General features: G+C 68.1%; 27 protein-coding genes. 16 read left to right on the top strand and 11 right to left on the bottom strand.

From position 1 onward, the window contains the following. Positions 1–71 precede the first annotated feature (71 nt). The 7 genes from C8D87_RS30835 (at position 72) to C8D87_RS48065 (ending at position 7,562) form a co-directional block, all read left to right on the top strand. Complete coding sequence (locus C8D87_RS30835; protein ID WP_112229302.1) at positions 72–1,559, top strand: PucR family transcriptional regulator; 1,488 nt, start codon at positions 72–74, stop codon at positions 1,557–1,559. Continuing rightward, positions 1,556–3,028, top strand: a complete 1,473-nt coding sequence (locus tag C8D87_RS30830) for a DUF7782 domain-containing protein (RefSeq protein ID WP_112229301.1) — start codon at positions 1,556–1,558, stop codon at positions 3,026–3,028. Before C8D87_RS30835 ends, C8D87_RS30830 begins: the two co-directional genes overlap by 4 nt. Continuing rightward, entirely contained in the window at positions 3,025–3,450 is a 426-nt protein-coding gene (gene dtd, locus C8D87_RS30825; protein WP_109640427.1) for a D-aminoacyl-tRNA deacylase, read from the top strand. Before C8D87_RS30830 ends, dtd begins: the two co-directional genes overlap by 4 nt. 249 nt (positions 3,451–3,699) lie before the next feature. After that, positions 3,700–4,686: a sigma-70 family RNA polymerase sigma factor gene (locus tag C8D87_RS30820; protein ID WP_112229300.1), complete on the top strand. Its 987-nt coding sequence runs from the start codon at positions 3,700–3,702 to the stop codon at positions 4,684–4,686. A gap of 331 nt (positions 4,687–5,017) precedes the next feature. Continuing rightward, positions 5,018–6,682 (top strand): fumarate hydratase, encoded by a 1,665-nt coding sequence (locus C8D87_RS30815; RefSeq protein WP_407657003.1) that lies wholly within the window; start codon positions 5,018–5,020, stop codon positions 6,680–6,682. Positions 6,683–6,766: 84 nt separating this feature from the next. After that, positions 6,767–7,147, top strand: coding sequence for a hypothetical protein (locus C8D87_RS48070; protein WP_233442371.1), 381 nt, complete (start codon positions 6,767–6,769; stop codon positions 7,145–7,147). After that, complete coding sequence (locus tag C8D87_RS48065; RefSeq protein ID WP_233442370.1) at positions 7,062–7,562, top strand: GNAT family N-acetyltransferase; 501 nt, start codon at positions 7,062–7,064, stop codon at positions 7,560–7,562. The genes C8D87_RS48070 and C8D87_RS48065 overlap by 86 nt, the downstream gene beginning before the upstream one ends. Here the strand turns inward: C8D87_RS48065 and C8D87_RS30805 are convergent. The 9 genes from C8D87_RS30805 to C8D87_RS30765 all read right to left on the bottom strand — a co-directional run bounded on the left by C8D87_RS30805 (position 7,552) and on the right by C8D87_RS30765 (position 15,979). Beyond that, the gene (locus tag C8D87_RS30805; RefSeq protein ID WP_112229299.1) at positions 7,552–8,352 is read right to left on the bottom strand and encodes an alpha/beta fold hydrolase; all 801 of its coding nucleotides are present in this window, start codon (positions 8,350–8,352) and stop codon (positions 7,552–7,554) included. The two genes, C8D87_RS48065 and C8D87_RS30805, sit on opposite strands and share 11 nt — an antisense overlap. A gap of 17 nt (positions 8,353–8,369) precedes the next feature. Further along, positions 8,370–8,894 (bottom strand): hypothetical protein, encoded by a 525-nt coding sequence (locus C8D87_RS30800; protein ID WP_112229298.1) that lies wholly within the window; start codon positions 8,892–8,894, stop codon positions 8,370–8,372. A 97-nt stretch (positions 8,895–8,991) separates the two neighbouring features. Continuing rightward, positions 8,992–9,417, bottom strand: coding sequence for a hypothetical protein (locus C8D87_RS30795; RefSeq protein WP_233442369.1), 426 nt, complete (start codon positions 9,415–9,417; stop codon positions 8,992–8,994). 98 nt (positions 9,418–9,515) lie between these two features. Beyond that, complete coding sequence (locus tag C8D87_RS30790) at positions 9,516–10,643, bottom strand: hypothetical protein (RefSeq protein ID WP_233442368.1); 1,128 nt, start codon at positions 10,641–10,643, stop codon at positions 9,516–9,518. Next, positions 10,640–11,899: a glucarate dehydratase family protein gene (locus tag C8D87_RS30785; RefSeq protein WP_112229295.1), complete on the bottom strand. Its 1,260-nt coding sequence runs from the start codon at positions 11,897–11,899 to the stop codon at positions 10,640–10,642. Before C8D87_RS30785 ends, C8D87_RS30790 begins: the two co-directional genes overlap by 4 nt. Beyond that, positions 11,896–12,798, bottom strand: a complete 903-nt coding sequence (locus tag C8D87_RS30780; RefSeq protein ID WP_112229294.1) for a 5-dehydro-4-deoxyglucarate dehydratase — start codon at positions 12,796–12,798, stop codon at positions 11,896–11,898. Before C8D87_RS30780 ends, C8D87_RS30785 begins: the two co-directional genes overlap by 4 nt. Before the next feature lie 9 nt (positions 12,799–12,807). Continuing rightward, positions 12,808–13,686, bottom strand: coding sequence for a carbohydrate ABC transporter permease (locus C8D87_RS30775; RefSeq protein ID WP_109640436.1), 879 nt, complete (start codon positions 13,684–13,686; stop codon positions 12,808–12,810). Next, positions 13,683–14,573, bottom strand: a complete 891-nt coding sequence (locus tag C8D87_RS30770; protein WP_211337632.1) for a carbohydrate ABC transporter permease — start codon at positions 14,571–14,573, stop codon at positions 13,683–13,685. Before C8D87_RS30770 ends, C8D87_RS30775 begins: the two co-directional genes overlap by 4 nt. Before the next feature lie 89 nt (positions 14,574–14,662). Further along, positions 14,663–15,979 (bottom strand): ABC transporter substrate-binding protein, encoded by a 1,317-nt coding sequence (locus C8D87_RS30765; RefSeq protein ID WP_112229293.1) that lies wholly within the window; start codon positions 15,977–15,979, stop codon positions 14,663–14,665. Positions 15,980–16,117: 138 nt separating this feature from the next. Between C8D87_RS30765 and C8D87_RS30760 the strand changes: the two genes are divergently transcribed. From C8D87_RS30760 to C8D87_RS30740, 5 genes are all read left to right on the top strand, one after another. After that, positions 16,118–16,906: an IclR family transcriptional regulator gene (locus C8D87_RS30760; RefSeq protein ID WP_233440097.1), complete on the top strand. Its 789-nt coding sequence runs from the start codon at positions 16,118–16,120 to the stop codon at positions 16,904–16,906. Between the two features lie 45 nt (positions 16,907–16,951). After that, the gene (locus C8D87_RS30755) at positions 16,952–17,779 is read left to right on the top strand and encodes an NAD-dependent epimerase/dehydratase family protein (RefSeq protein WP_109640438.1); all 828 of its coding nucleotides are present in this window, start codon (positions 16,952–16,954) and stop codon (positions 17,777–17,779) included. Further along, positions 17,776–19,281 carry an aldehyde dehydrogenase (NADP(+)) gene (locus C8D87_RS30750; RefSeq protein WP_112229292.1) on the top strand — a complete coding sequence of 502 codons (1,506 nt, stop codon included), beginning with the start codon at positions 17,776–17,778 and terminating at the stop codon, positions 19,279–19,281. The genes C8D87_RS30755 and C8D87_RS30750 overlap by 4 nt, the downstream gene beginning before the upstream one ends. Before the next feature lie 66 nt (positions 19,282–19,347). Then, positions 19,348–19,929 (top strand): class I SAM-dependent methyltransferase, encoded by a 582-nt coding sequence (locus C8D87_RS30745; protein WP_146771919.1) that lies wholly within the window; start codon positions 19,348–19,350, stop codon positions 19,927–19,929. Positions 19,930–20,186: 257 nt separating this feature from the next. Beyond that, on the top strand, positions 20,187–20,876 hold the full coding sequence (locus C8D87_RS30740; RefSeq protein ID WP_325049735.1) for a radical SAM/SPASM domain-containing protein: 690 nt from the start codon (positions 20,187–20,189) through the stop codon (positions 20,874–20,876). On the opposite strand, the gene cpt is transcribed toward C8D87_RS30740, so the two are convergent. Both cpt and C8D87_RS30730 read right to left on the bottom strand, forming a co-directional pair. Continuing rightward, positions 20,873–21,418 (bottom strand): chloramphenicol phosphotransferase CPT, encoded by a 546-nt coding sequence (cpt, locus tag C8D87_RS30735; RefSeq protein ID WP_233442367.1) that lies wholly within the window; start codon positions 21,416–21,418, stop codon positions 20,873–20,875. The two genes, C8D87_RS30740 and cpt, sit on opposite strands and share 4 nt — an antisense overlap. A gap of 329 nt (positions 21,419–21,747) precedes the next feature. Beyond that, the gene (locus C8D87_RS30730; RefSeq protein ID WP_112229290.1) at positions 21,748–23,067 is read right to left on the bottom strand and encodes an NAD(P)-binding domain-containing protein; all 1,320 of its coding nucleotides are present in this window, start codon (positions 23,065–23,067) and stop codon (positions 21,748–21,750) included. Between the two features lie 98 nt (positions 23,068–23,165). Between C8D87_RS30730 and C8D87_RS30725 the strand changes: the two genes are divergently transcribed. Genes C8D87_RS30725 through C8D87_RS30710 form a run of 4 tightly spaced genes read left to right on the top strand, consistent with a single transcriptional unit; the run spans position 23,166 to position 26,829 of the window. Next, positions 23,166–24,122 carry an ATP-binding cassette domain-containing protein gene (locus tag C8D87_RS30725; RefSeq protein ID WP_112229289.1) on the top strand — a complete coding sequence of 319 codons (957 nt, stop codon included), beginning with the start codon at positions 23,166–23,168 and terminating at the stop codon, positions 24,120–24,122. Next, positions 24,119–24,919: an ABC transporter permease gene (locus C8D87_RS30720; protein ID WP_109640442.1), complete on the top strand. Its 801-nt coding sequence runs from the start codon at positions 24,119–24,121 to the stop codon at positions 24,917–24,919. Before C8D87_RS30725 ends, C8D87_RS30720 begins: the two co-directional genes overlap by 4 nt. A 49-nt stretch (positions 24,920–24,968) precedes the next feature. Next, positions 24,969–25,640 (top strand): hypothetical protein, encoded by a 672-nt coding sequence (locus C8D87_RS30715; RefSeq protein WP_215732533.1) that lies wholly within the window; start codon positions 24,969–24,971, stop codon positions 25,638–25,640. A 10-nt stretch (positions 25,641–25,650) separates the two neighbouring features. Next, entirely contained in the window at positions 25,651–26,829 is a 1,179-nt protein-coding gene (locus tag C8D87_RS30710; RefSeq protein ID WP_112229287.1) for an RtcB family protein, read from the top strand. Positions 26,830–26,878: the final 49 nt, after the last annotated feature.

Below are 26,878 nucleotides of genomic sequence, written 5' to 3'. Positions count from 1 at the left end.
TCTGGCTACGCCTGCCATCGTCCCACGTCCGAGTGACGGCCGGATACCTGGTCGGCAGTTAACATCCGCGAGTGGTCGCCCTTGATCGCCTCGTGGACGTGCTCGGCAGTCTGGGCACGCATCTGGCGTGCGCGCCGAGGGGCCGGGACGTCGAACTCCGTGGGGTTGCCCTGCATGATCCGGCGGAAAACACGCCGGCCGCCGCGGGTGACGTTCTGCTCGGGCTGGGCACGCCGTCGGTGGCCGCGGCGGCACGGCTCGTGTCCTCGACCGCGGCGTCGGCGGTCGTGTTGCACGGCAAGCCGCCGCTCGACGAGCGTGTTGTCGCCGCCGCCAAGAAGTCCGGCGCGGCCGTGCTGCTCGTGGATCCGTCTGTGCCGTGGAGCCAACTCGCGAACGTCACGCAGACGCTGGTCAACGGCGGCACGCGCACAGGTGACCTGTTCGGGCTGGCGGACGTCATCGCGGGTGTGGTCGGAGGGCCGGTGACGATCGAGGACCAGCAGTCCCGCGTCCTCGCGTACTCCTACCGTCAGGAAGACGTCGACCCGGTCCGCGTCCAGACGATCCTCGGCCGTCGCGTTCCGGAGGAGGCCCGGCGCGCGCTCGACGAGTTCGGCGTGTTCTCGCACCTCGCTTCGTCCGACGAACCGATCTTCGTGCCCAAGCTGACCCCGCAGCTGGGCAACCGGCTCGTCGCCGCTGTGCGCGCCGGCCGTGAGCTGCTCGGCTCGGTGTGGGTCGAGGTGACAGGTCCTGTTGATGCCGCGCGGTCGGCTGCGTTGGTGGACGGCGCGCGCACGGCGGCGTTGCACCTGCTGCGGTCGCGGGCGTCGACGGACCTGGAACGTCAGGCCGAGGCCGACCTGGTGATCCGGCTGCTCGAACACCCGGAGTCCGCCGACGTCGCGCGGCTCGGGTTGCCCTCGGCCGATCTGCGGGTGATCGCGGTGCAGGCCCACGCGGGCGAGGGCGAGCACGGGGCGGCGGTGCTCGCGTTCCAGCGGGCCACCGCAGGGTTCGGCTGGTCACGGCCTGGGCGCAGCGCGTTGTTCGGCAATGTTCTGTACACGGTCATCCCCGCCGCCGATGACGCCGTCGACTGGGTGCGGTCGCTGGTCCGCGAACTGCCTGCCGAGGCCACGGTGCTGGCGGGGATCGGCGGGCCGGCCGATGCCACGCAGCTGCCCACGTCGCGGCAGGAAGCCGATGAGTGCCTCGCGCTTTCCACCGGTGCGCCGGTTGTGTACGACGACGCCTGGGCTCAGGTCTTGCTGCACCGGCTCGCCGCCGTCGCCGACGCCGGACGGCTCCCGACGCGCGGGCCGATATCCAATATATTGCGGTACGACGCTGAATACGGGACGCAGTATGCGGCGACGTTGAAGGCGTGGCTCGCGGCGCAGGGTGATGTACGGGCGGCGGCGCGGGAGCTCAACGTGCACCCGAACACGTTGCGGTACCGGATGCAGAAGATGGCCGAAGTAACGCCGCTCCCCCTCGACGATCCCGATCAACGACTCGCGATGGCCATCGCGCTCTCCATCACGCGCACGTGAAAACATGTGCTCTCGTGCACCCCGATCTCTCCGTTGACCTGTGCGCCCGCCTGCGCGAGGCCTTCCAGAACGCCGGCTACACCGCGGACGGCGTCGTCGACGCCCTCGGCCCCCAGGCTCACGCCGCGCTCGGCAGGGGCGAGCCGGAACCCGCCCGCCGCGCCAGCAGGGACGCCGGGACGCTCGGCACGCTGATCCGCCTGTTCCTGCTGGGCGACCAGGAGCCGGAGCAGGACGTCCGCAGGGCGCTCGGCGGGGTCGACATCGACGACGCCGTCACCAACGAGATCCTCACGAAAGACCTCAGGGCCGGGCTCGACGTGCGCCCGTACGAGGACAACTGGTGGGTCATCGCCGACCTCGACTCCGACCTGCGCGGCGGAGCGGTCCCCGAGGACCACGTCCTCGGCGTCGGCCACGCCTCCATCAGCCTCGCCCGCGCCACCAAGCGCACCCCGGTCGGCACGCTCCTCGACCTCGGCACCGGCTGCGGCGTCCAGGCACTGCACGCCAGCACGCACGCCGAACGCATCACCGCCACCGACCTGTCCGAGCGCGCGCTGAGGCTCGCGCAGGGCACGTTCCGCATCAACGGCCTCGACGTCGAGACGCTGCAGGGCGAGTGGTTCGGCCCGGTCCGCAACCGCCGGTTCGACCAGGTCGTGTGCAATCCGCCCTTCGTCGTCGGCCCTCCGCGCGTCGACTACGTCTACCGCGACTCCGGACTCGGCGGCGACGACGCGTCGGCGCTGGTCATCCGCCAGCTGCCCGCCTTCCTCAACGAGGGCGGCGTCGGCCAGCTGCTCGCGTCTTGGCTGCACCGCAAGGGCGAGGACTGGGCCGAGCGCGTCTCCGGCTGGCTGCCGCGCGGTGGCATCGACGCGTGGTTCGTGCAGCGCGACATCGCCGAGCCCGCCCTGTACGTCGGCACGTGGCTCAAGGACGCGGGCGTCGACCCGCGCAGCCCCGAAGGCCGGCAGAAGGCCGCGGCGTGGCTCGACTGGTTCGAGGAGAACCAGGTCGAAGGCGTCGGCTTCGGGTACGTGACGCTGCGGCGCACCGACGAGATGCACTCCCAGGTCGTGTGTGAGGACCTGCGCCACGCCTACGACGACCCGCTGGGTCCGGAGGCGGCGCGGTGGCTCGACAACGTCGCGTGGCTGCGTGCGAACCCCGACCTGCTCGGTCAGCGTTTCCGCGTCGCCGACACCGTGCTGCTCGAAGAGGTGTCCGAGCCGAGCGAGGACGGCTGGCGCAAGGTCGTCGCCCGGCTGCACCGCACCGACGGGCCTGGCTGGCAGCACGAGGTCGACGAGGCGACCGCCAAGCTCGTGGCCGGCTGCACGGGTGCGCTGCCGCTGGAAGACCTGCTCTCGCTGCTCGAGTTCGCTTACGGAGAAATCGATGCAGAAGCGGCCTTGCCGATCGTTCGTGATCTCATCCGGCACGGAATGTTGATTCCCGCGTGAAAGCGGTTGTGGCGCGCGTCACAGAAGCGAGCGTCGAAGTCGAAGGCAAGATCGTCGGCGCGATCGACGAACCCGGATTGCTGGTGCTGCTCGGCGTCCATCACGAGGACACGGCCGAGCACGCTCGCAAAATGGCGCAGAAGCTGCACGGTCTGCGCATCCTCGATGACGAGCAGTCATGCGAGTCGACCGGCGCTCCGTTGCTGGTCGTCAGCCAGTTCACCCTCTACGGGGACACGCGGAAGGGCCGCCGTCCGTCCTGGACGGCGGCCGCGCGGCCCGAGCACGCGGAACCCTTGGTGAACGCCGTCGTACAGGAACTCCGCCAAAAGGGCGCGCGGGTCGAAACAGGACGATTCAGGGCCGAGATGAAGGTGCGGAGCGTGAACGACGGCCCGTTCACCGTGCTCATCGACGTCTGAGTAAAGGGTTCTCAGCCAATCCTCAGATTAGTCGCGCAACCGCTGTGACAGCGGTGACGTCTTCAGGTCAGGAAGTCGGGAACGAATTCGGAATCGTCTTCGTTACCCAGGTATCAGCCAGCTAGCGATGGGATCCCGAGCGGGCCCGCCGCAACCGGCAACCAGGGCGCAGCGCCGCGCCGCCTTGACCGCCACGCGCGACTGTCCTGACCGGCAGCAGCGTCGCCCGCAGCAGGGGGAGGGAGATCCATGACCGTCACGAGGATCTCCGACCGTGAAGTCGGAGAGAACACGCCCGTCGTCGACCACGACCTCGACGCCCAGGGTCCAGCAGCCGACCTGGTTCGAGTCTACCTGAACGGAATCGGCAAGACCGCGCTCCTCACGGCAGAGGAGGAGGTGGAGCTCGCCAAGCGCATCGAGGCCGGTGTGTTCGCGCAGCACGTCATGGAGACGGCCAAGCGCCTCACGCCCACCCGCCGCGAAGAGCTGGGGGAACTCGTCCGCGACGGCCGCCGGGCCAAGGACCACCTGCTCAAGGCCAACCTGCGCCTCGTCGTGTCGCTCGCCAAGCGCTACACGGGCCGCGGCATGCCGCTGCTGGACCTGATCCAGGAGGGCAACCTGGGCCTGATCCGCGCGGTCGAGAAGTTCGACTACACCAAGGGCTTCAAGTTCTCGACCTACGCGACGTGGTGGATCCGCCAGGCCATCACCCGCGGCATGGCCGACCAGGGCCGCACCATCCGCCTCCCCGTCCACCTCGTCGAGCAGGTGAACAAGCTCGCGCGGATCAAGCGCGACCTGCACCAGACGCTCGGCCGCGAGGCGACGCACGAGGAGCTCGCGAAGGAGTCGGGCCTGTCCATCGACAAGGTCGCCGACCTGCTCGACCACGCTCGTGACCCGGTATCGCTGGACATGCCGGTCGGCACGGAGGAGGACGCTCCCCTCGGTGACTTCATCGAGGACTCGGACGCGACCGACGCCGAGAGCGCCGTCATCTCCGGACTGCTGCAGGACGACCTGCGCCGCGTGCTGGCGACCCTCGAGCCGCGCGAGCAGGCCGTGATCCGGCTGCGCTACGGCCTCGAGGACGGTCAGCCCCGCACGCTGGACCAGATCGGCAAGCGGTTCGGGTTGTCGCGGGAGCGGGTGCGGCAGATCGAGCGCGAGGTCATGTCGAAGCTGCGCCAGGGTGAACGCGCCGCGAAGCTGCGCGCGTACGCCTCGTAGTCACGGTCGGATCTCACCCGTCCGGCAGTATTGACTTGTGACTCAACTCACGGCACGGTCGGGCGTTACCAAGCCACGCGACGCCCGTCGAGAGTCGGAAGTCGCACACGAAGGAAGGTCGGGGCAGCCGGGGGCTGCCCCGGCCTTCCGTCTTTCGGCAGCCCTGCTCGCAGAACGCGCTCGCCGGAGCGCCGGAAGGTGTGTCTTCCGGGGGACGACCCCCAGACCCCCGAGGGCTCCGTGCTTTTGACCACGGTGGTCGGGGATCACATCAGCACGTCCCTTTGATGGCGGTACGGTTTTCTGATCCGAACTGCACACCGTTGGAGCTGTGTACCCCGTGCCCACCACTTTCGAGTACACCGACGTCCTGCCGCTCGCGAAGGACACCGAGACCGAGTACCGCCTCGTCACCTCCGACGGGGTGAAGCTCGTCGAGGCCGGTGACCGCAAGTTCCTCGAGATCGCCCCCGAGACGCTGACGCTCCTCGCGAAGGAAGCGATCCGCGACATCCAGCACCTGCTGCGCCCGTCGCACCTCGCCCAGCTTCGCAAGATCATCGACGACCCCGAGGCGTCGGGCAACGACCGCTTCGTCGCGATGGACCTGCTGCGCAACGCGGCCATCTCGTCGGGCGGTGTGCTGCCGATGTGCCAGGACACCGGCACGGCGATCATCATGGGCAAGCGCTCCGAGACCGTCCTGACCGGCGGCGACGACGAGCAGGCGCTGGCCCGCGGCGTCTTCGAGGCCTACCAGGAACTCAACCTGCGCTACTCGCAGATGGCTCCGCTGACGTTCTGGGACGAGAAGAACACCGGCACGAACCTGCCCGCGCAGATCGAGGTCTTCCACAAGCCCGGCCAGGAGCCCGTGTACGAATTCCTGTTCATGGCCAAGGGCGGCGGCAGCGCGAACAAGACGTTCCTCTACCAGGAGACCAAGGCGGTTCTGAACCCGAAGCGCCTCGCGTCCTTCCTCGACGAGAAGCTGCGTTCGCTCGGAACCGCCGCGTGCCCGCCGTACCACCTCGCGGTCGTCGTCGGTGGTCTCTCCGCCGAGCAGAACCTCAAGGTCGCGAAGCTCGCCTCGGCCCGCTACCTCGACAACCTGCCGACCGAGGGCTCGCCGTCGGGCCACGCGTTCCGCGACCGGGACCTCGAGCAGCAGGTCCTGGAGCTGACCCGCAACTTCGGCATCGGCGCCCAGTTCGGCGGCAAGTACTTCTGCCACGACGTGCGCGTCATCCGCCTGCCCCGCCACGGCGCGTCCCTCCCGGTCGGCGTCGCGGTCTCGTGCTCGGCGGACCGTCAGGCCAAGGCCCGCATCACGCCGGAGGGCGTGTTCCTCGAGCAGCTGGAGCGCGACCCGGCCCAGTTCCTTCCCGAGGTGGAGGGCGAGGACCTGTCCGACGAGGTCGTCCGCATCGACCTGACCCGGCCGATGTCGGAGATCCGCGAGGTCCTCACGAAGCTCCCGGTGAAGACTCGCGTCTCACTGACCGGCCCGCTGGTCGTGGCACGCGACATCGCGCACGCCAAGATCAAGGAACGCCTCGACGCCGGCGAGGAGATGCCGCAGTACCTCAAGGACCACCCGGTCTACTACGCCGGCCCGGCCAAGACGCCCGAGGGCTACGCGTCCGGTTCGTTCGGCCCGACCACGGCCGGCCGCATGGACTCCTACGTCGAGCAGTTCCAGGCCGCCGGCGGCTCACTGGTGATGCTCGCGAAGGGCAACCGGTCCAAGCAGGTCACCAGCGCGTGCAACACGCACGGCGGCTTCTACCTGGGCTCGATCGGCGGCCCGGCGGCGCGCCTTGCCCAGGACTGCATCCGCAAGGTCGAGGTGCTCGAGTACCCCGAGCTCGGCATGGAAGCGGTGTGGAAGATCGAGGTCGAGGACTTCCCGGCCTTCGTCGTCGTCGACGACAAGGGCAACGACTTCTTCGCCGAGACGTCCGCGCCGACCCTGCAGATCAGCTTCCGCCGCTAGCTGGAGAGACTTCCCGGCCGGCCCGCGCGGCCGGCCGGGAAACTCTGACGACAGTCCCGCACGCGCGCCGCTACGGTCGGCCGCGTGCGAAAGCTCACCTGGCGGCCGCTGACCAGCGAGGACACCCAGTCGTCCGCCGACCTCCTCAACGTCATCGAAACCGTTGACAAGATCGGCGAGAACTACACGGCGGAAGACACCCTCACCGAACTGATCGATCCCTACGCGGATCTGGAGCGCGCGAGTCTCGCCGCGTTCGACGGCGACGTGATGGTCGGCTTCATGAAGGCGAAGGTCGTGCACGAGCGGAATCACCAGGCATCGAAGCTCGTCGTCGACGTCCTCACAAGGCTTCGCACCGGTCCGCTACTACGAGCACATGGAGCACCCGCTCAGCGACCTGCAGCCCGTTGCGATCCCCGACGGGCTGCTGATCGAGCCGTGGTCACCCGACGGCGACGATGACTTCCGGCTGGCCCGCAACGCCTCGTACCAGGACTACTGGGGTGCGGCGCCGATGCCCGCAGACCACTGGCAGAACAAGATCACCAACCAGACGTTCCAGCCAGAGGTCGGCTTCCTGGTCCGCGACGCGGCGAACGGCGCTCCCGCGGGCGTCCTGGTCACCGTGCACTGGGAAGCCGACACCGCGGCCACGGGCATCCGCAACGCGCACTTCATGGTCGTCGGAACGGTCCCGGAGTACCGGAAGCGAGGTGTCGCTAGCGCGTTGCTCGGGCACGCGCTGCAGGCCGCCGCCGAGCAGGGCTACGACGACGCCAGCCTGAGCGTGGAGAGCGCCGGCCGGACACCGTCGATCGTAGCGAAGGCCGGCTTCACACCGAAGATGCGGTACGTGCGCTGGGCACTCAACGTCTGACGGCCCACTCGAGGGCAGCGGCGGCGTGGTTCAGCACTGAGATGTGGCCGTCGTCCGGGGTCAGCCGGAGTTCGGCGCCGGGGATCCGGGAAGCGAGCCAGCGGCTGTGCGAGGCGGGAACGATGCCGTCGCGTTCCCCGTGCAGCAGCAGGACCGGCACCCGGATCGACGCCGCGTCGAAGCCCCACGGCGTGACGTAGGCGAGGTCGTCGTCGATCAACGGTCCGGGGCCGTCCTCCAGCGCGGGCCCGACGACCTTGCCGAACCACGACCACGGGCCGTCCAGCGCCGCGAGGTCCGCGGGTGTGAACTCCGGGTCGTAGGGAACGCCCGAAGCCTCGTGCGCTTCCTTCGCCGCACGGCCCGCGGCAGCCGCCCGCAGGGACGCCTCGCCCGAGGCGATCATCCCGGCGAACCAGTCGAGGCCCTCCGCGCCGAACGGCGCCAGGGAGGCACCGGCGACCACGGCGGTCACGCGGTCCGGCAACAAGGCGGCGCACGCGAGGGCGTGTGGTGCGCCGCCTGAGTGGCCGAAGACCGCGAACTTCTCGATACCGAGCGCGTCAGCGATATGCGATATATCAGCCGCCGCCGACGCCACCGTTCTGCCTGGCACCGCCGTCGACCGTCGACCGTAGCCAGGACGGTCGTAGGACACCCAGCGCACGCCTGGACGGTACAACGGCTCCGGAGGCAGTCCCAGATTCGGCGTGCCGTGATGCCAGAACACCGGCACACCGTCGCCGACGTCGTACACGTGGAGCCGCCGCTCCCCCAGTTGAAGATCCATATATCAGTGTCTCATCCTCATCCGGTCTCCTCGCGTGCTTCCAGCACCAGACGCCGGTCACCGAGCGGCGCGTCGAGCCGGACGGTCAGCGGCACCTGGCGGATCTCCTGGGTGCACATCGTCCCCGGAGGCTGCTTGGTGATCGTGACCAGCGTGATCTGCACGAGGTCGGCGGACTGGCCGGACACCTCGGCACGCGCCTCCTTGCAGCCGCCGCCCACACCGAAGACTTCGATGTCACGGCCGTCGCCGAAGACGTAGGCCTCGTCCCGGTAGGTGTCTGACAACGATGTCGTGTCGACCTTCTCCTTGGGCACCGGCGTGACGTTGGGCGGGACGACCGGCTTCTCCTCCGAGATCGAGACCGGAGGCTGGGCCGGGGCCGTCGGGTTCACGCCGGAGGAACCAGGCGTCGACGGAGTGGACGTGCCCGACGTGGGCGCGCCGCTGGACGAGCCGGATCCGGGCGCGCCGGACTGCGTGCCGGACGAGCAGCCGGCCAGCACGGCGGCGAGAGCAACGGCAGCGACGACGTGTCTCATGCGCACCATCCTTGCAAAGCGGGCCAAGGGGCCAGGTGAGGAAGAGAGATGCCCGGCCGGCGGGGCAGAAGCCGACCGGGCACCGTGGGGAGGAGGTCTACTTCTGTTCCTGCCGCGACGTCAACGCGACCGTGCGCTCACCGAGTGGCTCCGCGAGCTGCACCGTCAGCGGAGGGAAGCGGATGTCCATGGTGCACGCCTGCTTGGTCAGCGGAAGCGTCTCGACGAGCTCGATCTTCACCACGGAAGCCGACTGCTCCAGCACGGACGCGCTGGCCTTCCCGCAGCCGCCCTCCTGGCCGATGACACCGACGGTCTTCCCATCGCCCTGTGTCCACACAGTGCGCGGGTACTCCGAGGGCAAAGCGGTGGTGTCCAGCTTAGTCACCGGTTTGCCGTCCGGCGGAATCTCTCCGGGCGCGATGCCCGGCGGCACCTCGGAGGACGAGGTGGCGGTCGGCAACGTCGGACCGCCACCTGCCCCAGTGCCCGCGTTCTGCGCACTGCCGCAAGCGGAAACCACCAGCAGCAGGACGCCAGTGCCAACTACGGTTCCAATGTGCCTCATGGTCAGAGGACGGAACCGCGCTCACAACGGGTTGCAGTGAGTTCGCTTCACAGTTACCGGGATACGGCGGCAACCGCCTCACGCAGCGCTTCCAGGCGAGCCGCCGAGGCCAGGCCGCCGTGGTAGAGGTGGAACTCCTCCACCCCTGCATCCAGGTAAGCCAGCCACTCCTTCGACAACGCGGCACCGTCCGCGGGCTTCGGTGGAAGTCCCAGCACGTACGCGGCGATCCGCGTGTCCGGAGCAACGGCGCGCAGAGCCTCGATGCCCGGCACCGCGGCCTCGGGACCGGGCCAGCACATCGTCGTCAGCACGTCGACGTCCGCACCCACACCACCGGCGACGGTGGCGAACGGCCCGGTACCCCAAGGGTCCGCCGTCACGTGCATGCCGACCCGGACCGAAGGCGCGGCAGCACGGATCTCCCCGACCAGCTTCTGCCGCAACGATCGCACCACCCCGGTGCGCACGGCCTGAACGTCCTCCGCGAGCGCACCCAGCGCGTCCTCCACGCTGCGAGCGCCGCGATCAACCCCGGTCCGAACCGCTTCACGCAGGGCATCCGGGTCGGCGTACAGGGCGGTGCACGCAGAGCAGAAGCACAGCGACAACAGCTTCTGCTGCACCGGATTCCAGTCCGTGCCGTCGGTCTTCTCGTGGTGACCGCCGTGGAAGAACCCCAGCGGCCCGCAGGCCTCCAGGATGATCCCGTCCGGAGCACCGAGTTCCAGCACCTCGGAGACCAGCACCGACGTGTACTCGACGACGTCGGGCTGCGCGGTGCACAACGCGTACGGGTAGCGATCGCCGAACGCGTTCACCACCGTCACGTCCGGGTGCAGGTCGCCCAGGCGCGAGTTGTGCGTCAGCACGGTCCACGCGTACACCGGAAGCCCGGCCGCGCGAACCAGGGCGGCCGCCTCGCCGAACGAGTCCGAACCGTCCATCCAGGACGGTTCGGCGGGCACGAGCCGGCCGAAGTTCGCTTCCCGGACCGGCAGGTAGAACGCCGCGTGCCGTGCGTCGACCAAACGGTGCCGAGGGTGCAACGGGGTCGCCGCCCGCACGGTGTGGTACGAGGCGGCGAGAGCGATCGCGTCCACCCCGAGACCCTGATACCGCGCAACGGCGTCAGGGTCTCCGATCAGGTCCCACGGATAGGCGTGGACAACCGACTTCACCACCGGGGACGCTTCCTCTCGTAACTGGGGTCGAACTTCTGCATGTAGCCCGTGTCGTCACGCGAGGTGATGCCACAGCGAACGTAGTTCTCGGCCAGCCGCGCCAACGCGTCCCGGTCCAGCGACACACCGAGGCCCGGCGTCGTGGGCACGGGCACCGCACCATCCACAAAAGACAGCACACCCGGCTCCACGACCTCGTCCGCCGCGTTCCACGGGTAGTGCGTGTCGCAGGCGTAGCTCAGGTTCGGCGTGGCCGCGGCCAGATGCGTCATCGCGGCGAGCGAGATGCCCAGGTGCGAGTTCGAGTGCATCGACAGGCCGATGCCGAACGTCTGGCAGATCATGCCCAGCTGACGAGACCGCTGCAGACCGCCCCAGTAGTGGTGGTCGGACAGGAGCACCTGCACGGCGTCCTGCTCCACCGACGGCTTGAGGTGCTCGAACGCGACCACGCACATGTTGGTGGCCAACGGCATCGGCGCCTTCGCGGCCACCTCCGCCATCCCGGCGATCTCCGGCGTCGGGTCCTCCAGGTACTCCAGCACGCCGTCCAGCTCGGCCGCGACCTTCAGCGACATCGCGGGCGACCAGGCCGCGTTCGGGTCCAGCCGCAGCGGGTGGTCCGGAAACGCCTCGCGCAGCGCCCGGATCGCCTCGATCTCCTGCTCCGGCGGGAACACACCGCCCTTGAGCTTGATCGACCCGAAGCCGTACTCGGAGATCATCTTCTGGGCCTGCGCCACGATGCCGGCGGGGTCGATCGCCTCGCCCCACTCGTCCGGCTCGGCGCCGGGATGCCCGTCCCACTTGTAGAACAGGTAGGCGGAGTACGGCACCGCGGAACGAACCGCGCCACCCAGCAGGTCGTGCACCGGACGACCGAGCGCCTTGCCCTGGATGTCCAGGCACGCGACCTCGAACGGCGAGTACACGCGGTCGACAGTGCTCTCCGCCGTGATGTTCCCGGTCAGCCCGTGCTTGTCCAGCCCCGTTTTGCCACCGAGGACAGCGGAAACGCGCGCGTGCATCTCGTTCAACGCGAAGACGTCAAGGCCGATCAGAGAGTCCACAACGGACCGTGAGCGCTCCAGGTGTCCGAGGTCGCCGTAGGTCTCCCCCAGCCCGGAGATGCCCTCGTCGGTGTGCACCTCGACGATCGTGCGCAGCGCCCACGGCTCGTGCACGCCGGCCGCGTTCAGCAGCGGCGGGTCGCGGAACGCGATCGGCGTCAGAACGATCTCGGTGATCTTCATGCCAGCAGAGCCTTACCCGCGGCGATGATCTTGTCCAGGGCGGCGAGGTGCTCGTCGGCCGGGTCGATCAGCGGCGGCCGCACGCCACCGACGTCGAGGCCGTTCGCGCGCACCGCGGCCTTCACCAGGGCGACGGCGTAGCCGGGAACCTTGTCGCGCAGCTCGACCAGCGGCTTGTAGAACTCGAGCAGGAAGCGGTTCACGAGCTCGGTGTCGCCCGCCTGCACGGCGTTGTAGAAGCCGATCGAGATCTCCGGTGCGAAGCAGAACACGGCCGACGAGTACAGCTCGACGCCGATGCCCCGATACGCGAGCTGCGTCATCTCCGCGGTCGGCAGGCCGTTGAAGAACTGGAACGGCTTGTCCACGCCCGCCCGGACCGAGAGGACGATGCGCTGCATCTGGTCGAGGTCGCCGATGCCGTCCTTGAAGCCCACGACGTTCGGGATCCGCGCGACCTCGACGACGGTCTCCGGCGTGAACCGCGCGTTGTTGCGCTGGTAGACGATGATCGGCAGCTCGGTGGCGCCCGCGACCTCGGCCACGTACCGCACGAGGCCGGCCGCCGGGTTGGTCACCAGGTACGGCGGCAGCAGCAGGATGCCGTTGGCACCAGCGCGTCCGGCCGCACGCACGAACTCCTTGGTCGCCACGACCGAGCCGCCCGCGCCGGCGAACACCGGAACCTTTCCCGCGGTCGCCTCGACCGCGACGGCCACCGCACGCTCGAACTCCTCCAGCCCCAACGCGTGGAACTCGCCGGTGCCGCAGGCGACGAACACCGCGCCTGGCCCGGCGGAGACACCGTGCTTGACGTGCTCAGCCAGCACGTCGAACGCGATGTTCCCCTCGGTGTCGAACGGGGTCACCGGAAAGAACAGCACACCATCGAGTTGCATACCAGACACTCATCCCTTGATCGCTCCGGTGGTGATCCCACGCAGGAAGGACTTCTGCAGCGACAGGTACACGATCAGGCTCGGCACCAGCGCAAGCAACGCTCCGGCCAGCACGATGCCTGTCCCGACCATGTCGTCGGACCTGAGGGCGAGAAGTGCGACCGTGAGCGTGTAATCGGAGGGGTCAGCGGCGACGATCAGGGGGAGCAGGTACTGCTCCCAGATCATGTTGAAGCCGAACACGGCGATGACGCCGAGCGCGGGCTTGCACAGGGGGAGGATGATCTGCGCGAAGAGACGCAGCTCCCCGGCACCGTCCACTTTGGCCGCTTCCTCCAGTTCGGCGGGGATCTCCTTCATGAACTCGGTCATGACGAAGATGGAGAAACCCCACGCTCCCAAGGGGAGGATGACGCCGAGCAGAGTGCCCTTGAGACTCACGTGCACCAGCGGTAGGTCTCCGATCACCAGCGACAGCGGGATCGCGATGACCTCCTCCGGCAACATCATCGTGGCAAGGATGACCAACAGCGCGATGGCCTGACCGCGAAACTTCTTGCGCGCCAACGCGTAGGCGGCGAACACGCTCACCGCCAGCTGCAACAGCAGGGCACCACCGGCGATGATCAGAGAGTTCGCCAGGTAGTCCCAGATCTTGTTCTCGCCCGCCACCTTGAAGTTGATCAGCGACGGGTTGTCGGGGAACACCGACAGCTGGGTCGGGTCCGGGTTGTGGTCGAACGCGCCGGAGAAGATGACCAGCAGCGGACCGCAGAAAAGGATTACAGCGAGGGCGCTCAGAAGCACCCGGATACCCCTGCCGACCCACGCGTCCGGGCGGGTGGACCAGCCGATGGCGCTGTCGAAGCGGCTCGAGTTGACGCTCATCGCGCCTCCTTCCTCCGGCGGTACCACTGCACGCTGACCGTGAGAACCAAGGTAACCAGGAACAACAGGACCGATCCAGCCGATGCGAGGCCGGCTTCGGACTGCTCGAACGCCGTTGTGTAGACGCGCGTCATCCAGACGTCGGTCGATCCGGCGGGACCGCCGCCGGTCAGGACGTAGACCTCGGTGAACACGCGCAGGCCGCGGATCGCCGCCAGCGTCAGGAGAATCGTGATCACTGGACGCAACGCGGGCAGCGTGACGTTCCAGATGCGTTGCAGCGTCGATGCTCCGTCGATCGCGGCGGCCTCGTACTGCTGGCGGTCGATGCCGGCGAGCCCGGCGAGGATCAGCACCATGTCGTACGGCGCGTGCTTCCAGATGCCGACGAACATCACCGACACCAGCGAGGTGTCCGTGTTGTGGATGTACTCCCAGGGACCGAGGCCCACCCACGAGATGACCTCGTTGAGGAAACCTTCCGGTGCAGGGTAGAAGAACAACCGCCAGATCTCACCGATGACCGCGGTCGCGGCGACCACGGGCAGGAACACCGCGGACCGCACGAACCACAGCGACTTGGCGTGGCCTTCCAGCAACAGTGCCAGGAAGAAGCCGATGAGCATCGCTCCGAGCGTCTGCCCACCGGCCAGGACCAGGGTGTGCCAGCTCGCCGTCAGGAACTTCTCGTCCTGCAGGATCGTGGCGTAGTTCTTGAAACCGACGAAGATGTCGCCGAGGAAGGGCCGGACCTCGAACAGCGAGAGCCGGATTCCCTCCGCCATCGGGATGAACTTGAAGACGAGGAAGATCAGCGCGGCGGGGAAGAGAAACAGCCACGGGATGAAGGTGGCTCCCGTGAGGCGGCGCCGGCGGCGCCGCCTCACGGGGTGGGTTTCGACGGCACCGCCGCCACTAGCCGTCGAGCCCACGTCTTGGGTGTCCCAGTGATTCTTTTCGGCGGGATGAACTGCCGTCACTGCGACGCCTTCTGGTTCTCAAGCTCCTTCTTCAGCGCCTCCGCCAGTGTCTTCAGCTCGGCCGAGGAGTCGGCGGGGCACTTGGCGAAGATCGAGTTCAGGGTCTCCGAGGTCTTCTGCCGGAAGGGCGTGAAGTTGGGGACGCTCGGGAACGGCCGCGCCTCGCTCTTGTACACGCCCGCCACGGTCGCCCAGCGCGGGTCGTTGTACGTCGCGTTGACGTCGACGTTCTTGTTGACGGGCAGGCGGACCACCGGCTGCGGGTCGCCCTTCATGCCGGCCTGCTGCGCCTCGGGCGTGATCAGGTACTCGGCGAGCTTCTTCTGGTCGGCGGTCTTCGCGGAGCCGGCCATCAGGTAGATGTCCTCGCCCTCACCGAGCACGGTGGCACCGGCCGGGCCGCGCGGCGACGCGATGACCTCGTACTTGTCCTTGCCGATCGACTTGTCGAAGCGGCCGATCATGTACGGGCCGGTCAGGTAGATGCCGCTCTTGCCCGACTCGAACAGCGGGTGCGCGTCGTTCGTGCTGAGCGTCAGCGAGCCCGGCTGCATGACCTTCTCTTCGCAGAAGAGCTTGCGGAGCCGTTCGATCGCCTTGGTCGACTCCGGCGAGTCGATCCCGACGGAGAACTTGCCGTTGCCCTCCTCGTCGAGGATGTCGCCGCCGCCCTGCCAGATGTAGCTGGCCGCCCACCAGGCGAGGTAGCCGCGGTCGACCGTGCCCGGTACGAGCATGCCGTAGGTGTCGTTCTGCCCGTTGCCGTCGGGATCGTTGCGGGTGAACGCCTTCGCGAGGTCGTCGAGCTCTTCCCACGTCGTCGGGATCGGCTTGCCGAGCTTCTCGCGCCAGTCCTTGCGGACCAGCGTGACCATCGCCTGCGTGGAGTACGGAATGGCGTAGAACTTGCCGTCCGCGCCCTTGCCGTTGTTCCAGGCCCTGTCGACGATGTCGTTGCCGCCCGCGATGTCCTCGCGCTTGATCTCGGTCGTCCAGCCCTGCTTGACGAAGTTGCCCAGCGAGCCGGTGTCGGTGATGACGACGTCCGGGAGGTCCTTCGACGCGGCGCGCTGCTGCACCTGCTTGTCGAAGTCGTTGAAGATCGGCTTGTAGTCGACCTGCACACCGGTCTTCTCGGTGAAGGACTTGAAGATCTTCTCGTAGACCTTCGCGGTCGCCTCCGTCGAGCGGGTCCACACCTCGAGGGGCTTGTTCGGGTCCTTGTTCGACGCGGCCGGAGTGGAACTTCCACAGCCCGCGAGCAGGGCGGCCACGCCGAGCGTGGCGATTGTTGTGGCAGTTCTACGGCGCATCGTCGGAGCCCTTCATTTTCACGTATGTGAACTGGGGTCGTACTTGTGAACCTGATGCAGGACTGTAAGAATCAGCACAGCAACGTGTCAAGGGCGTGTTGTTCAGAAGGTTTCCCAAAGGAGAGCCGAGGAGGCCAGGTGGCGTCGCCGATCGACAAGGGCACGGCTCGTCCGGGCGCAGTGAAGTCCGCCGATCGGACGGTGGAGCTGCTCGAAGTGCTCTCCGCGTCGGACCGCAGGCTGACGCTGACCGAGCTGCACCGCGAACTCAGCTACCCCAAATCCAGCCTGTACATGCTGCTGCAGACGCTGGTCGCGCGCGGCTGGGTGGAGGTCGACTCGGACCGTGGCACCTACGGCATCGGTGTGCGCGCACTGCTCGTCGGTACGTCTTACCTGGACCACGACCCCGTGGTGCGCGCGGCGATCCGCGTGATGGAGCAGGTGCGGCAGGAGATCAACGAGACCGTGCACCTTGCCCGTTTGGACGGCGCGGACGTCGTCTACCTGGCGAGCCGCGAGTCCGAGCACCACCTGCGCGTCGTGTCGCGCGTCGGCCGCCGGTTGCCCGCGCACTCCACGTCGCTGGGCAAGGCAGTGCTCTCGACGCGCACGCCGGAGGAGGTCGACCTGATCCTCCCCGACGTGCTGGCCCCGCTGACCCCCAACACCGTGACCGATCGGGCCGCGCTGCACGAGCAGCTCGCCGGGTTCCGGAATGTCGGATATGCCCACGAACGCGAGGAGAACACGCCGGGGCTGGGCTGCTTCGCGGTGGCGTTGCCGTATCGGAACCCCGTTCTGGACGCTATGAGTTGCTCGGTCCCCCTGGGCAGACTGGACCCCGAGCACGAGCGGCAGGTCGTCGCCGCTCTGCTGGACGCCGCCCGGACGATCACCGAACTTCTCCGCCAGTTCGGGCGCTGACCCAAGTTTTGCCGAGTACCTGCACATGACGGAGGGGTCCAACCCGTGACCGCACGCATCCTGATCACCGGCGCCGGCGGTGGGGTGGGGACGCTCATGCGTTCCCGCCTCGCGGCGGAGGGCCGCGTCCTGCGGCTGCTGGACATCGCGGAGCTACCCGCGGCCGCCGACGGCGAGAACGTCGAGCTCGTCCAGGCGTCGGTGACCGACATGGCCGCGATGGAGGCGGCGATGAAGGACGTCGACGCCGTGATCCATCTCGGCGGCCACAGCCTCGAGGAGGCGTGGGAGAAGATCCTCCGCGTCAACATCGACGGCACGCACACCGTGCTGGAGGCCGCGCGGCGCCAGGGAGTTCGCCGCGTCGTCCTGGCGAGCTCGAACCACGCCGTGGGCTACGTCGAGCGCGCCAACGGTGACGCCGGTGATTACCTCTTCCCGCGTCCGGACACCTACTACGGCGTGTCCAAGGTGGCGCTGGAGGCGTTGGGGTCGCTGTACGCCGACCGCTACGGCCTCGACGTGATCGCGATCCGCATCGGCTCGTGCTTCGAGAAGCCGCGCGACGTGCGGATGCTGTCGACGTGGATGTCGCCGGACGACTGCGCGCGCCTGTTCGAGGCGTGTCTTTCCGTCGCGTCGCCGGGATTCCGGATCGTGTGGGGTGTCTCGGCCAACACGCGCGGCTGGTTCTCGCTGGACGAGGCCCGCGCGCTGGGTTACGAGCCGCAGGACGACTCCGAGGTGCACGCCGCCGAGGTGCTGGAGAAGCACGGCGGTGAGCTCGATCCCTCGTCGTACGCGGCGAAGTACGTGGGCGGGGCCTGGTGCGGCCCCGATTTCGACACGGCAGTCAAGGAGGCAGGGCGTTGAGCCACGTCGTTCAGGGATACAACCCGCGCACCGGTGAGCCGTTCGGCGAGCCGGTTGCGAAGACGCCCGACAGCGAGGTGGACAGGATCGCCTCCGCCGCGGCAGTGGCGTTCTCCGCTTGGTCGGTCGTGCCGGCTGCGGATCGTGCCGTGGTGCTGGAGAAGGTCGCGGACGCGCTGGACGCGGAGTCCTCGCTGCTGGTGGAGACCGCGGACGGCGAGACGGCGCTGGGCGTGCCGCGCCTGACGACGGAGTTGAAGCGCACCACGAACCAGCTGCGGCTGTTCGCGGAGGTGCTGCGCGAGGGCAGCTACGTCGAGGCCACTTTGGACTCGGCGAACCCGGACATCATCCCGCCGCGCCCCGTGCTGCGGCGAGTTCTCCGTCCACTCGGGACGGTCGCGGTGTTCTCCGCGTCGAACTTCCCGTTCGCCTTCTCGGTGGCAGGCGGTGACACGGCTTCCGCGCTGGCGTCCGGCTGTCCCGTTGTGGTGAAGGCACATTCGGCGCACCCGTCGACCTCGCGCGAGACCGCGCGGGTTGTGGTGGACGCGTTGCGCGATGCCGGTGCGCCCGAAGGCGTGTTCGGGATCGTGTACGGCACCGAGGCCGGTGTCGCGCTGGTGAAGCACCCGGCGGTGCGTGCCGTCGGCTTCACCGGGTCGACCGGTGGTGGCCGCGCGCTGTTCGACCTGGCGCAGGGCCGGCCGGACCCGATCCCGTTCTACGGCGAGCTGGGCAGCGTGAACCCGACGGTGATCCTGCCGGGTGCGGCGCAACGTGAGGACATCGCGGCCGGGTTCGCGCAGTCGCTGACGATGGGGGTCGGCCAGTTCTGCACGAACCCCGGCCTGGTGTTCGCGCCCGCGGAGCTGGTGCCCGCGCTCGGTGAGGCCGTCGCGGCGTCCTCCGGTGGCGCGATGCTGAACGAGCGGATGTGCGACTCCTACAAGGCGGGCACGGACGCGCTCGCCGCGTCGGACCTCGTGACCGTGGTGTCCACGGGTGCCCGCCCGGACGAGGCGTGGGCGGTGGCGCCGCTGCTGTTCAGCACGCCGGTGAAGACGTTCGAGGAGAATCTCGAGAAGCTGACCGAGGAGCACTTCGGTCCCGCGGCGCTGATCGTGACGTACTCCTCGCCGTCCGAGCTGCACTCGGTGCTGGCGAAGCTGCCCGGCACGCTTACCGGCACCGTGCACGCGGCCGACTCGGACCACGCCGAAGCCGGTGCGATCGCGGAGATCCTGCGGCACGTCGCGGGCCGGTTGATCTTCAACGCCTGGCCGACCGGCGTCGCGGTGGCGTGGGGCCAGCACCACGGTGGTCCGTGGCCGGCGACGACGAACCCGCTGCACACGTCGGTGGGCGCGACGTCGATCCGCCGGTGGATCGCGCCGGTGACGTACCAGTCGTGGCCGGACGCGTTGCTGCCAGCGGAACTGCAGGACGCGAACCCGCTGGGCATTCCGCGCCGGGTGGACGGTGTGCTGGGCGTGCACTGAAGTTCTTCGGTGAGCGGGGCTGCCGGCGTAACGTCGGTGGCCCCGCTTTTCGTTGGGAGGCCTGCAATGGTCGGACGTCGCGCCTACGACTTCATGTACCGGACCTGGGCGCCGTGGGAGGGCGGGCCGCGGTCCGAGCTGGTGCGGCTGGTGACGTCGGGCCGGATTCCACCGGGTCGCGCGATCGACCTCGGGTGCGGCAGCGGAGCGAACTCGATCTTCCTCGCCGCGCACGGGTTCGACGTGACGGGCGTGGACTACTCCCCCGTCGGCCTGGAGAAGGCCCGCCGCGCGACGCCGCCGTCGTTGTCCGTGTCGTGGTTGGTCGGGGATCTGACCGCCGCCTCCATCCCGGCTGTCTCCGGGACGTTCGACCTGCTCGTCGACTACAGCGTGCTGGACGACCTGCGCGGCCCCGCCCGGGACGCGATGGCGGCGACGGTGCTGCGTCTGTCGCACCCCGGTTCGGTGTTCGTGCTGTGGTGCTTCTACGACGAGATCCCGTGGTGGAAGCGGCGCGGGGGACGGTTTCCCGGTCTCGCCGTGGGTGAGGAACAGCGGTTGTTCGGTTCGTCGTTCGACATCGAGCGTTTGCCGGAGCCCGCTGCCGGGAGCGGGTTCGCCTGCTTCGTGATGACGCGCGCTTGACCTCGGAGTGCGCTCACCGGATTCGTGTCGGAAACATGTCATCAGTCCAACATCAGCTCGATGCCTGAATGAATTCGACAGCTCCTTTCGCGACTCACCGGGGCAGAATTGCTATCGCACCGCCACGTCCAGGGGAGCGGGACATGACCGATCTGCGTTTCGCATGGCTCGAGATCACCGGCAAATGCCAACTGAGCTGTACGCACTGCTACGCGGACTCCGGCCCGCGGCACTGAGGGCGCGATGAGAACACGGGATTGGTCAGGACCATCGACCAATTGGCGCCACTCGGCGCACACTCGGTTCAGTTCGTCGGCGGCGAACCCACATTGCACCCCGATTTACCCGAGTTGGTGGACCATGCACTGGACGCCGGACTGGCGGTCGAGGTCTTCAGCAATCTCGTGCACGTCGGCCCGCGCCTGTGGGACACCTTCTCCCGCCCCGGCGTGCGCCTGGCCACGAGCTACTACTCGGACACCGCCGCCCAGCACGAGGCCATCACCCGCCGTCGCGGCAGCCACGCCCGCACCAGGGCCAACATCACCAAAGCCCTGAACCGCGACATCCCACTGCGTGCCGGTGTCATCGACGTCAGCTCGTCCGACTTCATCGGCCAACAGCGCACCCACGCCGCACGCGCCGACCTCGCCGGGCTGGGCGTCTCCACCATCGGCACCGACCGCCTGCGCGGCATCGGCCGCGGCACAAACGCTTCCCCAGCCCCTGAGCAGCTGTGCGGCCGCTGCGGCCACGGCGCCGTGGCGATCTCCCCCACCGGCGAGGTCTGGCCGTGTGTCTTCGCCCGTTGGATCTCACTGGGCAACATATTGCACACGGATCTACCCGAAATACTGTCCGCAGTCGCCTCGCACGTGATCGCCGGCCCGTCGTGCTGGCCCCAAGGCGGCGGATCGTGCGCCCCCAACGACCCACCCGGCATTTAGGCGATCTTGACCCTCTCGGCGATCACCTCGGCACACTCGATCGCCTCGGCACGAGTCGTGTCGACCTCGACGTCGTAGTCCATCCCGCGATGCACCAGCTCAGCCTGCACCGCGGCCATCCCGGAAACCCGATCGCCGCGCGCAAGCTCCCGCCCCGCGGCAACAGCGGCATCGCACCGCACCCCGACCCAGAGCACGTCGAGCCCGCCCAGCGCCTTCTCCCACCGCTGCCGAGACTCGATCCCGCCGAGGAACACGTCGTCCACGATGACCCGCGCCCCAGCACGCACCATCGCAGCCACCCCTTCCATCCACGCGTCCTCGAGCAACCGGAACTCCGCCCCGACGGTGATCTCCCCGCCGTCCGCGAACCCGATCCCCTCGGCCCCGAGCTGCAACCGCGGCGGCATCACGTCGATCAGCGTGTCGACCCCGATCGCCAGCCAGGCCTCAGGCAACACGGCCTGCAGACACCGCGCGATCCCCGACTTGCCGGAGCTGGACCCGCCGTTGAGAACGATCACCTGCACGCTCGTGGACACGGCCCGACCGTACCCAGACCGCCACCCGCCCCTCGATCCATTTCCACCTCCGCAACCGCCACCGGCCCCCACCCACACCGCCCCCTCGCCTCCACCCCTGGCGGCCGGCAAGCCACCGCCCCTTAGCAATGGGTCTTTTGACGACGTCGTCAAAAGACCCATTGCTAAGCCGCAGCTCATGACGCTCACGCCGACTGATATATCGGCTGGCGCCACACGCCGGATGCAAAAGACGTTTGCGGACGAAGTCAAAAGACTCATTGCAAAGGGGCGGAGCAGCTGCGGACGCACGAGCCGGTGGACAGCCGATATATCAGTCGAGCGAGCCGTCAGCGACGAGCAGCACCGGCCCGCCGCTCCTGCGCCAGCTCCCGCAGATACCCGAGGAAGTCGACCTCCAACGTGTGCCGCTTCGACTTCACGTACCGGCTCCGCAACGACTCCCGGTAACCGGTGATCTCCGCCTTCATCTCGGCCACGGACGGCAGCACCGCCCGCCCGGACACGAGGTCGGCGATCCACTCGGCCTGAGCCTCAGCCAACGGCATGATCGCCCCGAGCGGCTGGATCAACCCGAGGAAGTACAGCCCGGGATGCCCCGGATCCACGACCCGCCGGTACAGCGACACCTCGTTGTCCGCGGACGACACGGCCGAGAACTCACCGGAGTCCAAGAACGGGAAGTCGACCTTGTACCCGGTGCAGTAGACGATGACGTCGAAGTCCTCCCGGCTGCCATCGGAGAACACGACTCCGGACCCGTCCAACCGGGCGATGTTCGGCTTCACCGTGATGTCCCCGTGCCCGAGCCGGGTCAGCAGGTCATCGGACACCGTCGGATGCGCGGCCAGGATCCCGTGCGAAGGCTCCGGCAGCCCGTAGGAAGAGAGCTTCCCCCGAGCCAGCCGCAACATCGCCCGAAGCGTCAGCGCCTGCAGCCAAGCGGGCGCGAACCGGGCGAGCGGCGAGGTCGTCAGGTGATCCGTCGGCATCCCGAACAGGTACTTCGGCATGATGTGCGCCCCACGCCGCATCGCCAGACAAGTCCGCGAAGCAACCCGCGACGACTCCACCGCGATGTCGCACGCCGAATTGCCGATGCCGAGAACCAGCACTTTCTTGTCCACGAATCGTTCTGGCGTCTTGTAGAAGTGCGCGTGCAGCTCCTCGCCGTCGAACGATCCGGGAAACGTCGGTTCGGGCATCCGCGGCGACCAGTGGTGCCCGTTAGCCACGATGACCGAACGGTACGACGACGTGACTTCGGAACGCGTATCGCGATCGCGGGTGGTGACCGAATAGCCGTCCGGAGCAACAGAAACCGAGACGACTTCGGTCCGGAATTGAATGCGGTCGCGGAACCCGTGGTGCTTCACGAAGTCGTCGAAGTACTCGGCGATCTGGAAGTGCGAGGGGTAGGCGGGCAGATGCGCGGGCATCGGGAAGGACTTGAACTCCATCATCTGCCGCGAGGTGTTGATGTGGAGCGACCGGTAGGCGGAGGACATGCCGTTGTCGTTGAGGTAGCGCCAGTTGCCGCCGACCTCGGATCCGGTCTCGTAGCAGTCGTACTCGATGCCGCGGGCGCTGAGCACCTGACATGCGGCGATACCGGAAGAGCCTGCCCCGATGACACACACGCGGTCCATGACCCTGAAGTATTTTCACGTTCGAACCGGCTGTCAATCACCCGGTGCACGGGCCTAAACCGGACGAAATTGTCAGACCTGGAGGCCATGATGCCCGCATGACAGACGCGATCGAGGCCGAAGGCCTGGTCAAACGCTACGGGTCGGTCGTCGCACTCAACGGCCTGGACCTCACAGTCCCAGAAGGCACCATCATGGGTCTGCTCGGACCCAACGGCGCGGGCAAGACGACCGCGGTGCGGGTGTTCACCACCCTGCTCGAAGCCGACGAGGGGTCGGCGCGCGTCGCCGGTCTCGACGTCCGCAAGCAGGCGGACGAGCTCCGCAGGAGCATCGGCCTCTCCGGCCAGTACGCCGCGGTCGACGACAACCTCACCGGGTTCGAGAACCTCGACATGGTCGGCCGCCTCTACCACCTCGGGCGCGCCAGAAGCCGCGAGCGAGCCCGCGAGCTGCTCGAACGGTTCGACCTCGAGGACGCCGCCGACCGCCCGGTGAAGGGCTATTCCGGCGGTATGCGCCGCCGCCTCGACCTCGCCGGCGCGCTCGTCGCGAAACCGAGCGTGCTGTTCCTCGACGAGCCGACGACCGGCCTCGACCCGCGGTCCCGCCTCGGCATGTGGGACGTGATCGAGGAGCTCGTCAAAGGCGGCACCACCCTCCTGCTCACCACCCAGTACCTCGAGGAAGCCGATCGGCTCGCCGACCAGATCGCCGTCATCGACCACGGCAAGGTGATCGCCGAAGGCACCGCCGACCAGCTGAAGGACCAGGTGGGCGGCGAACGCCTGGAACTTTCCGTCGCCACGTCAGCCGAGCTCGCCACGGCGATGTCGGCGCTCACCGACCTCGCCGTCGGCCCGATGGAGTCCGACGAACGCCAGCACCACCTCACCGTGCCGGTCGCGGGCGGGTCCGCGGTGCTGATGGAGGCGATCCGGCGCATGGACGCCGAGTCCGTGAAGGTCCTCGACATCGGCCTGCGCCGCCCGACGCTCGACGACGTGTTCCTGGCCCTGACCGGCCACCACGCCGAAGGGGAGGAAGAGAAGTGAAGCTGCTGCAGGCGCTCGCCGACGGTTCGGTCGTCGCCAAGCGCAACCTCATCAAGATCAAGCGCGTACCGGACCTGCTGGTGTTCTCCACCGCGGCGCCGATCATGTTCGTTCTGCTGTTCGCCTACGTCTTCGGCGGGTCGATCGAGATCCCCGGCATGGACTACCGCGAGTTCCTGATGGCCGGCATCTTCGCGCAGACGGTGCTGTTCGGCGCCACCATCACCGGCAGCGGTCTCGCCGAGGACATCACGAAGGGCATCATCGACAGGTTCCGCTCGCTGCCCATGGCCCGCTCAGCGGTCCTGGTCGGCCGCACCACGTCCGACCTGGTCAACAACGCGCTGGTCATCGTCATCATGATGATCACCGGGCTGATCGTCGGCTGGCGGATCCACTCCTCACCGCTCGAGGCGCTGGCCGCCGTCGGGATCCTGCTGCTGTTCGCCTACGCGTTCTCGTGGGCGATGGCGTGGATCGGGTTGCTGGTGCGCAGTCCCGAGGTGTTCAACAACGCGAGCTTCATCTTCCTGTTCCCCATCACCTACATCGCGAACACGTTCGTGCAGTCGGAGAGACTGCCCTCGGTGCTGCGCCACATCGCCGAGTGGAACCCGGTGTCGGCCGTGACGCTGGCCGCCCGTGAGCTCTTCGGCAACACCTCTCCCCTGCAGACGCCGCCGGACGTGTGGCCGCTGCAGCACCCGGTGCTCGCGTCGCTCGGCTGGGTGGTGATCTTCCTGCTGATCTTCGTTCCACTGGCCAACTACCAGTACAAACGTGCTGTGGCCCGCTGAGCGGAATCGGGTGTGTGCCCCGCGCCCCAGTACCAATACGTTGTGTCACATGCGAAAGCTTCTCGTGGCAGTCATGTCGGTACTGGCGATCACGATCTCCACGGGCACGGCGGCGGGAGCGCCGCTGCCGTGCCCGGAGATCTTCGCGACGAACAACACCGCGATCATCACGGATCCGGACGACCCGCGGCTGCGGGACAGGCTGGTCGAGTTCGACCGCGAGGTCCGCGGCATCGTGCTCGCGAACGGCGGCGTCACCACCCGCTCCACGCTGCTCGACGGCGTGTTCTGGTCGAGCAGCCTGCAGCAGACGACGTTCGAGCGCTCCCGCAAGTTCGACGTCACGCTCAACGAGGAAAGCCTGCGCCACACCGCCTCGACGATCAGCAAGCGGTTCAGGCAGGAGTCGGTGCTGACGTTCCGCTTCCTGCCGGCGAACTCGCCGAAGGTCGACGCCGTCCAGGTCGAGGTCGGCGGCATCACCGCGCGGCAGGTCCGCGAAGGGCTCCTCAAGGACGCGGTCGCGCGCGAGAAGCTCGGCGGCGGCAGCGTCACGCTGCAGAACAAGGCGATCCTGATCGCGGACGTCAACGACCTGCCGACGGTGCGCGCGTTCGTCACGAACATCGGCGGCGACATGAGCAAGGCCAAGGTGCGCAAAGGCACGTGGGAGTTCGTGAGCGCCGAAACTCCTTTGTGGATCAAGCAAAGCGCGGCCTAACCTCGTAGTCATGGCAGCAACCGTGGTCCGCGGCCAGAACGTGGACATCCGCATGTGGGCTCGGCCCGACGAGGTCGAGGAGTTCGCCATGCGACAGCTTCAGAACATCTCCGCGCTGCCGTGGGCCGTCAAGCACATCGCCGTGATGCCGGACGTGCATTACGGAAAGGGTGCCACGGTGGGATCGGTGATCGCGTTGCGCGACGCCGTCTCCCCCGCGGCCGTCGGCGTGGACATCGGCTGCGGCATGGCCACCGTGCGCACCTCGCTCACGGCCAGCGACCTGCCGGAGACACTGCGCGGGCTGCGGTCCCGCATGGAGGCCGTGGTCCCGGTCGGTTTCGCCCAGCACAAGGCGACGGCGTTCACCGAAAGGGACGCGTCCGACTGGGCGGGGTTCTGGAGGAAGTTCGACGACCTGACGCCTGCCGTGAAGGCGCGCGCCGACAAGGCGATGCACCAGATGGGCACGCTCGGCGGCGGCAACCACTTCCTCGAGGTCTGCCTCGACACCGACCAGCGCGTGTGGGTCATGCTGCACTCCGGGTCGCGCGGTATCGGCAACGAGCTGGCGCAGCACCACATCTCGGTGGCGCGCACGCTCGCGCACAACGCCGAGCTGCCGGACCCGGACCTCGCCGTGTTCCTCGCGGGCACGCCAGAGATGGCGGCGTACCGGCACGACCTCTACTGGGCGCAGGACTACGCGCGGCGTAACCGCGCGGTCATGCTGCGTTTGGTCTGTGACGTGCTGCGCGCCGAGTTCCCCCGCATCCGGTTCGAGGAGCCGATCTCCTGCCACCACAACTACGTCGCGGAGGAGACCCACTTCGGTGAGGAAGTGCTGGTGACCCGCAAGGGCGCGATCCATGCCGGACGTGGCGAGCTGGGCATCATCCCGGGCTCGATGGGCACCGGCTCGTACATCGTGCGCGGGCTCGGGAACCCGGACTCGTTCGAGTCGGCCTCGCACGGCGCCGGCCGCAGGATGTCGCGCAACAAGGCCCGCAAGACGTTCACCGAGCAGGATCTCGCCGCCCAGACAAGTGGTGTCGAGTGCCGCAAGGACGCCGGTGTGGTGGACGAGATTCCGGGCGCCTACAAGGACATCGACACCGTCATGGCGAACCAGTCCGACCTGGTCGAGGTGGTCGCCAAGCTCAAGCAGGTGGTTTGTATCAAGGGTTGATGTTTCTACGCCGGGACAACGGGAAGCCTCCGGACAGCAGAGTTTTGCC

Source organism: Lentzea atacamensis, from assembly GCF_003269295.1.
In the GTDB taxonomy this organism is placed as follows: domain Bacteria; phylum Actinomycetota; class Actinomycetes; order Mycobacteriales; family Pseudonocardiaceae; genus Lentzea; species Lentzea atacamensis.
Note: the sequence above shows the minus strand (reverse complement) of the source record. Positions and strands in the feature narration are given on the sequence as shown.

What these genes read in the sequence shown, in the direction of transcription:
- C8D87_RS30820 (WP_112229300.1), top strand. Translation starts at nt 3,700, where the DNA reads ATGACCGTCACGAGGATCTCCGACCGTGAAGTCGGAGAGAACACGCCC.
- C8D87_RS48065 (WP_233442370.1), top strand. Translation starts at nt 7,062, where the DNA reads ATGGAGCACCCGCTCAGCGACCTGCAGCCCGTTGCGATCCCCGACGGG.
- C8D87_RS30805 (WP_112229299.1), bottom strand. Translation starts at nt 8,352, where the DNA reads ATGGATCTTCAACTGGGGGAGCGGCGGCTCCACGTGTACGACGTCGGC.
- C8D87_RS30800 (WP_112229298.1), bottom strand. Translation starts at nt 8,894, where the DNA reads ATGAGACACGTCGTCGCTGCCGTTGCTCTCGCCGCCGTGCTGGCCGGC.
- C8D87_RS30785 (WP_112229295.1), bottom strand. Translation starts at nt 11,899, where the DNA reads ATGAAGATCACCGAGATCGTTCTGACGCCGATCGCGTTCCGCGACCCG.
- C8D87_RS30780 (WP_112229294.1), bottom strand. Translation starts at nt 12,798, where the DNA reads ATGCAACTCGATGGTGTGCTGTTCTTTCCGGTGACCCCGTTCGACACC.
- C8D87_RS30775 (WP_109640436.1), bottom strand. Translation starts at nt 13,686, where the DNA reads ATGAGCGTCAACTCGAGCCGCTTCGACAGCGCCATCGGCTGGTCCACC.
- C8D87_RS30765 (WP_112229293.1), bottom strand. Translation starts at nt 15,979, where the DNA reads ATGCGCCGTAGAACTGCCACAACAATCGCCACGCTCGGCGTGGCCGCC.
- C8D87_RS30745 (WP_146771919.1), top strand. Translation starts at nt 19,348, where the DNA reads ATGGTCGGACGTCGCGCCTACGACTTCATGTACCGGACCTGGGCGCCG.
- C8D87_RS30730 (WP_112229290.1), bottom strand. Translation starts at nt 23,067, where the DNA reads ATGGACCGCGTGTGTGTCATCGGGGCAGGCTCTTCCGGTATCGCCGCA.
- C8D87_RS30725 (WP_112229289.1), top strand. Translation starts at nt 23,166, where the DNA reads ATGACAGACGCGATCGAGGCCGAAGGCCTGGTCAAACGCTACGGGTCG.
- C8D87_RS30715 (WP_215732533.1), top strand. Translation starts at nt 24,969, where the DNA reads ATGCGAAAGCTTCTCGTGGCAGTCATGTCGGTACTGGCGATCACGATC.
- C8D87_RS30710 (WP_112229287.1), top strand. Translation starts at nt 25,651, where the DNA reads ATGGCAGCAACCGTGGTCCGCGGCCAGAACGTGGACATCCGCATGTGG.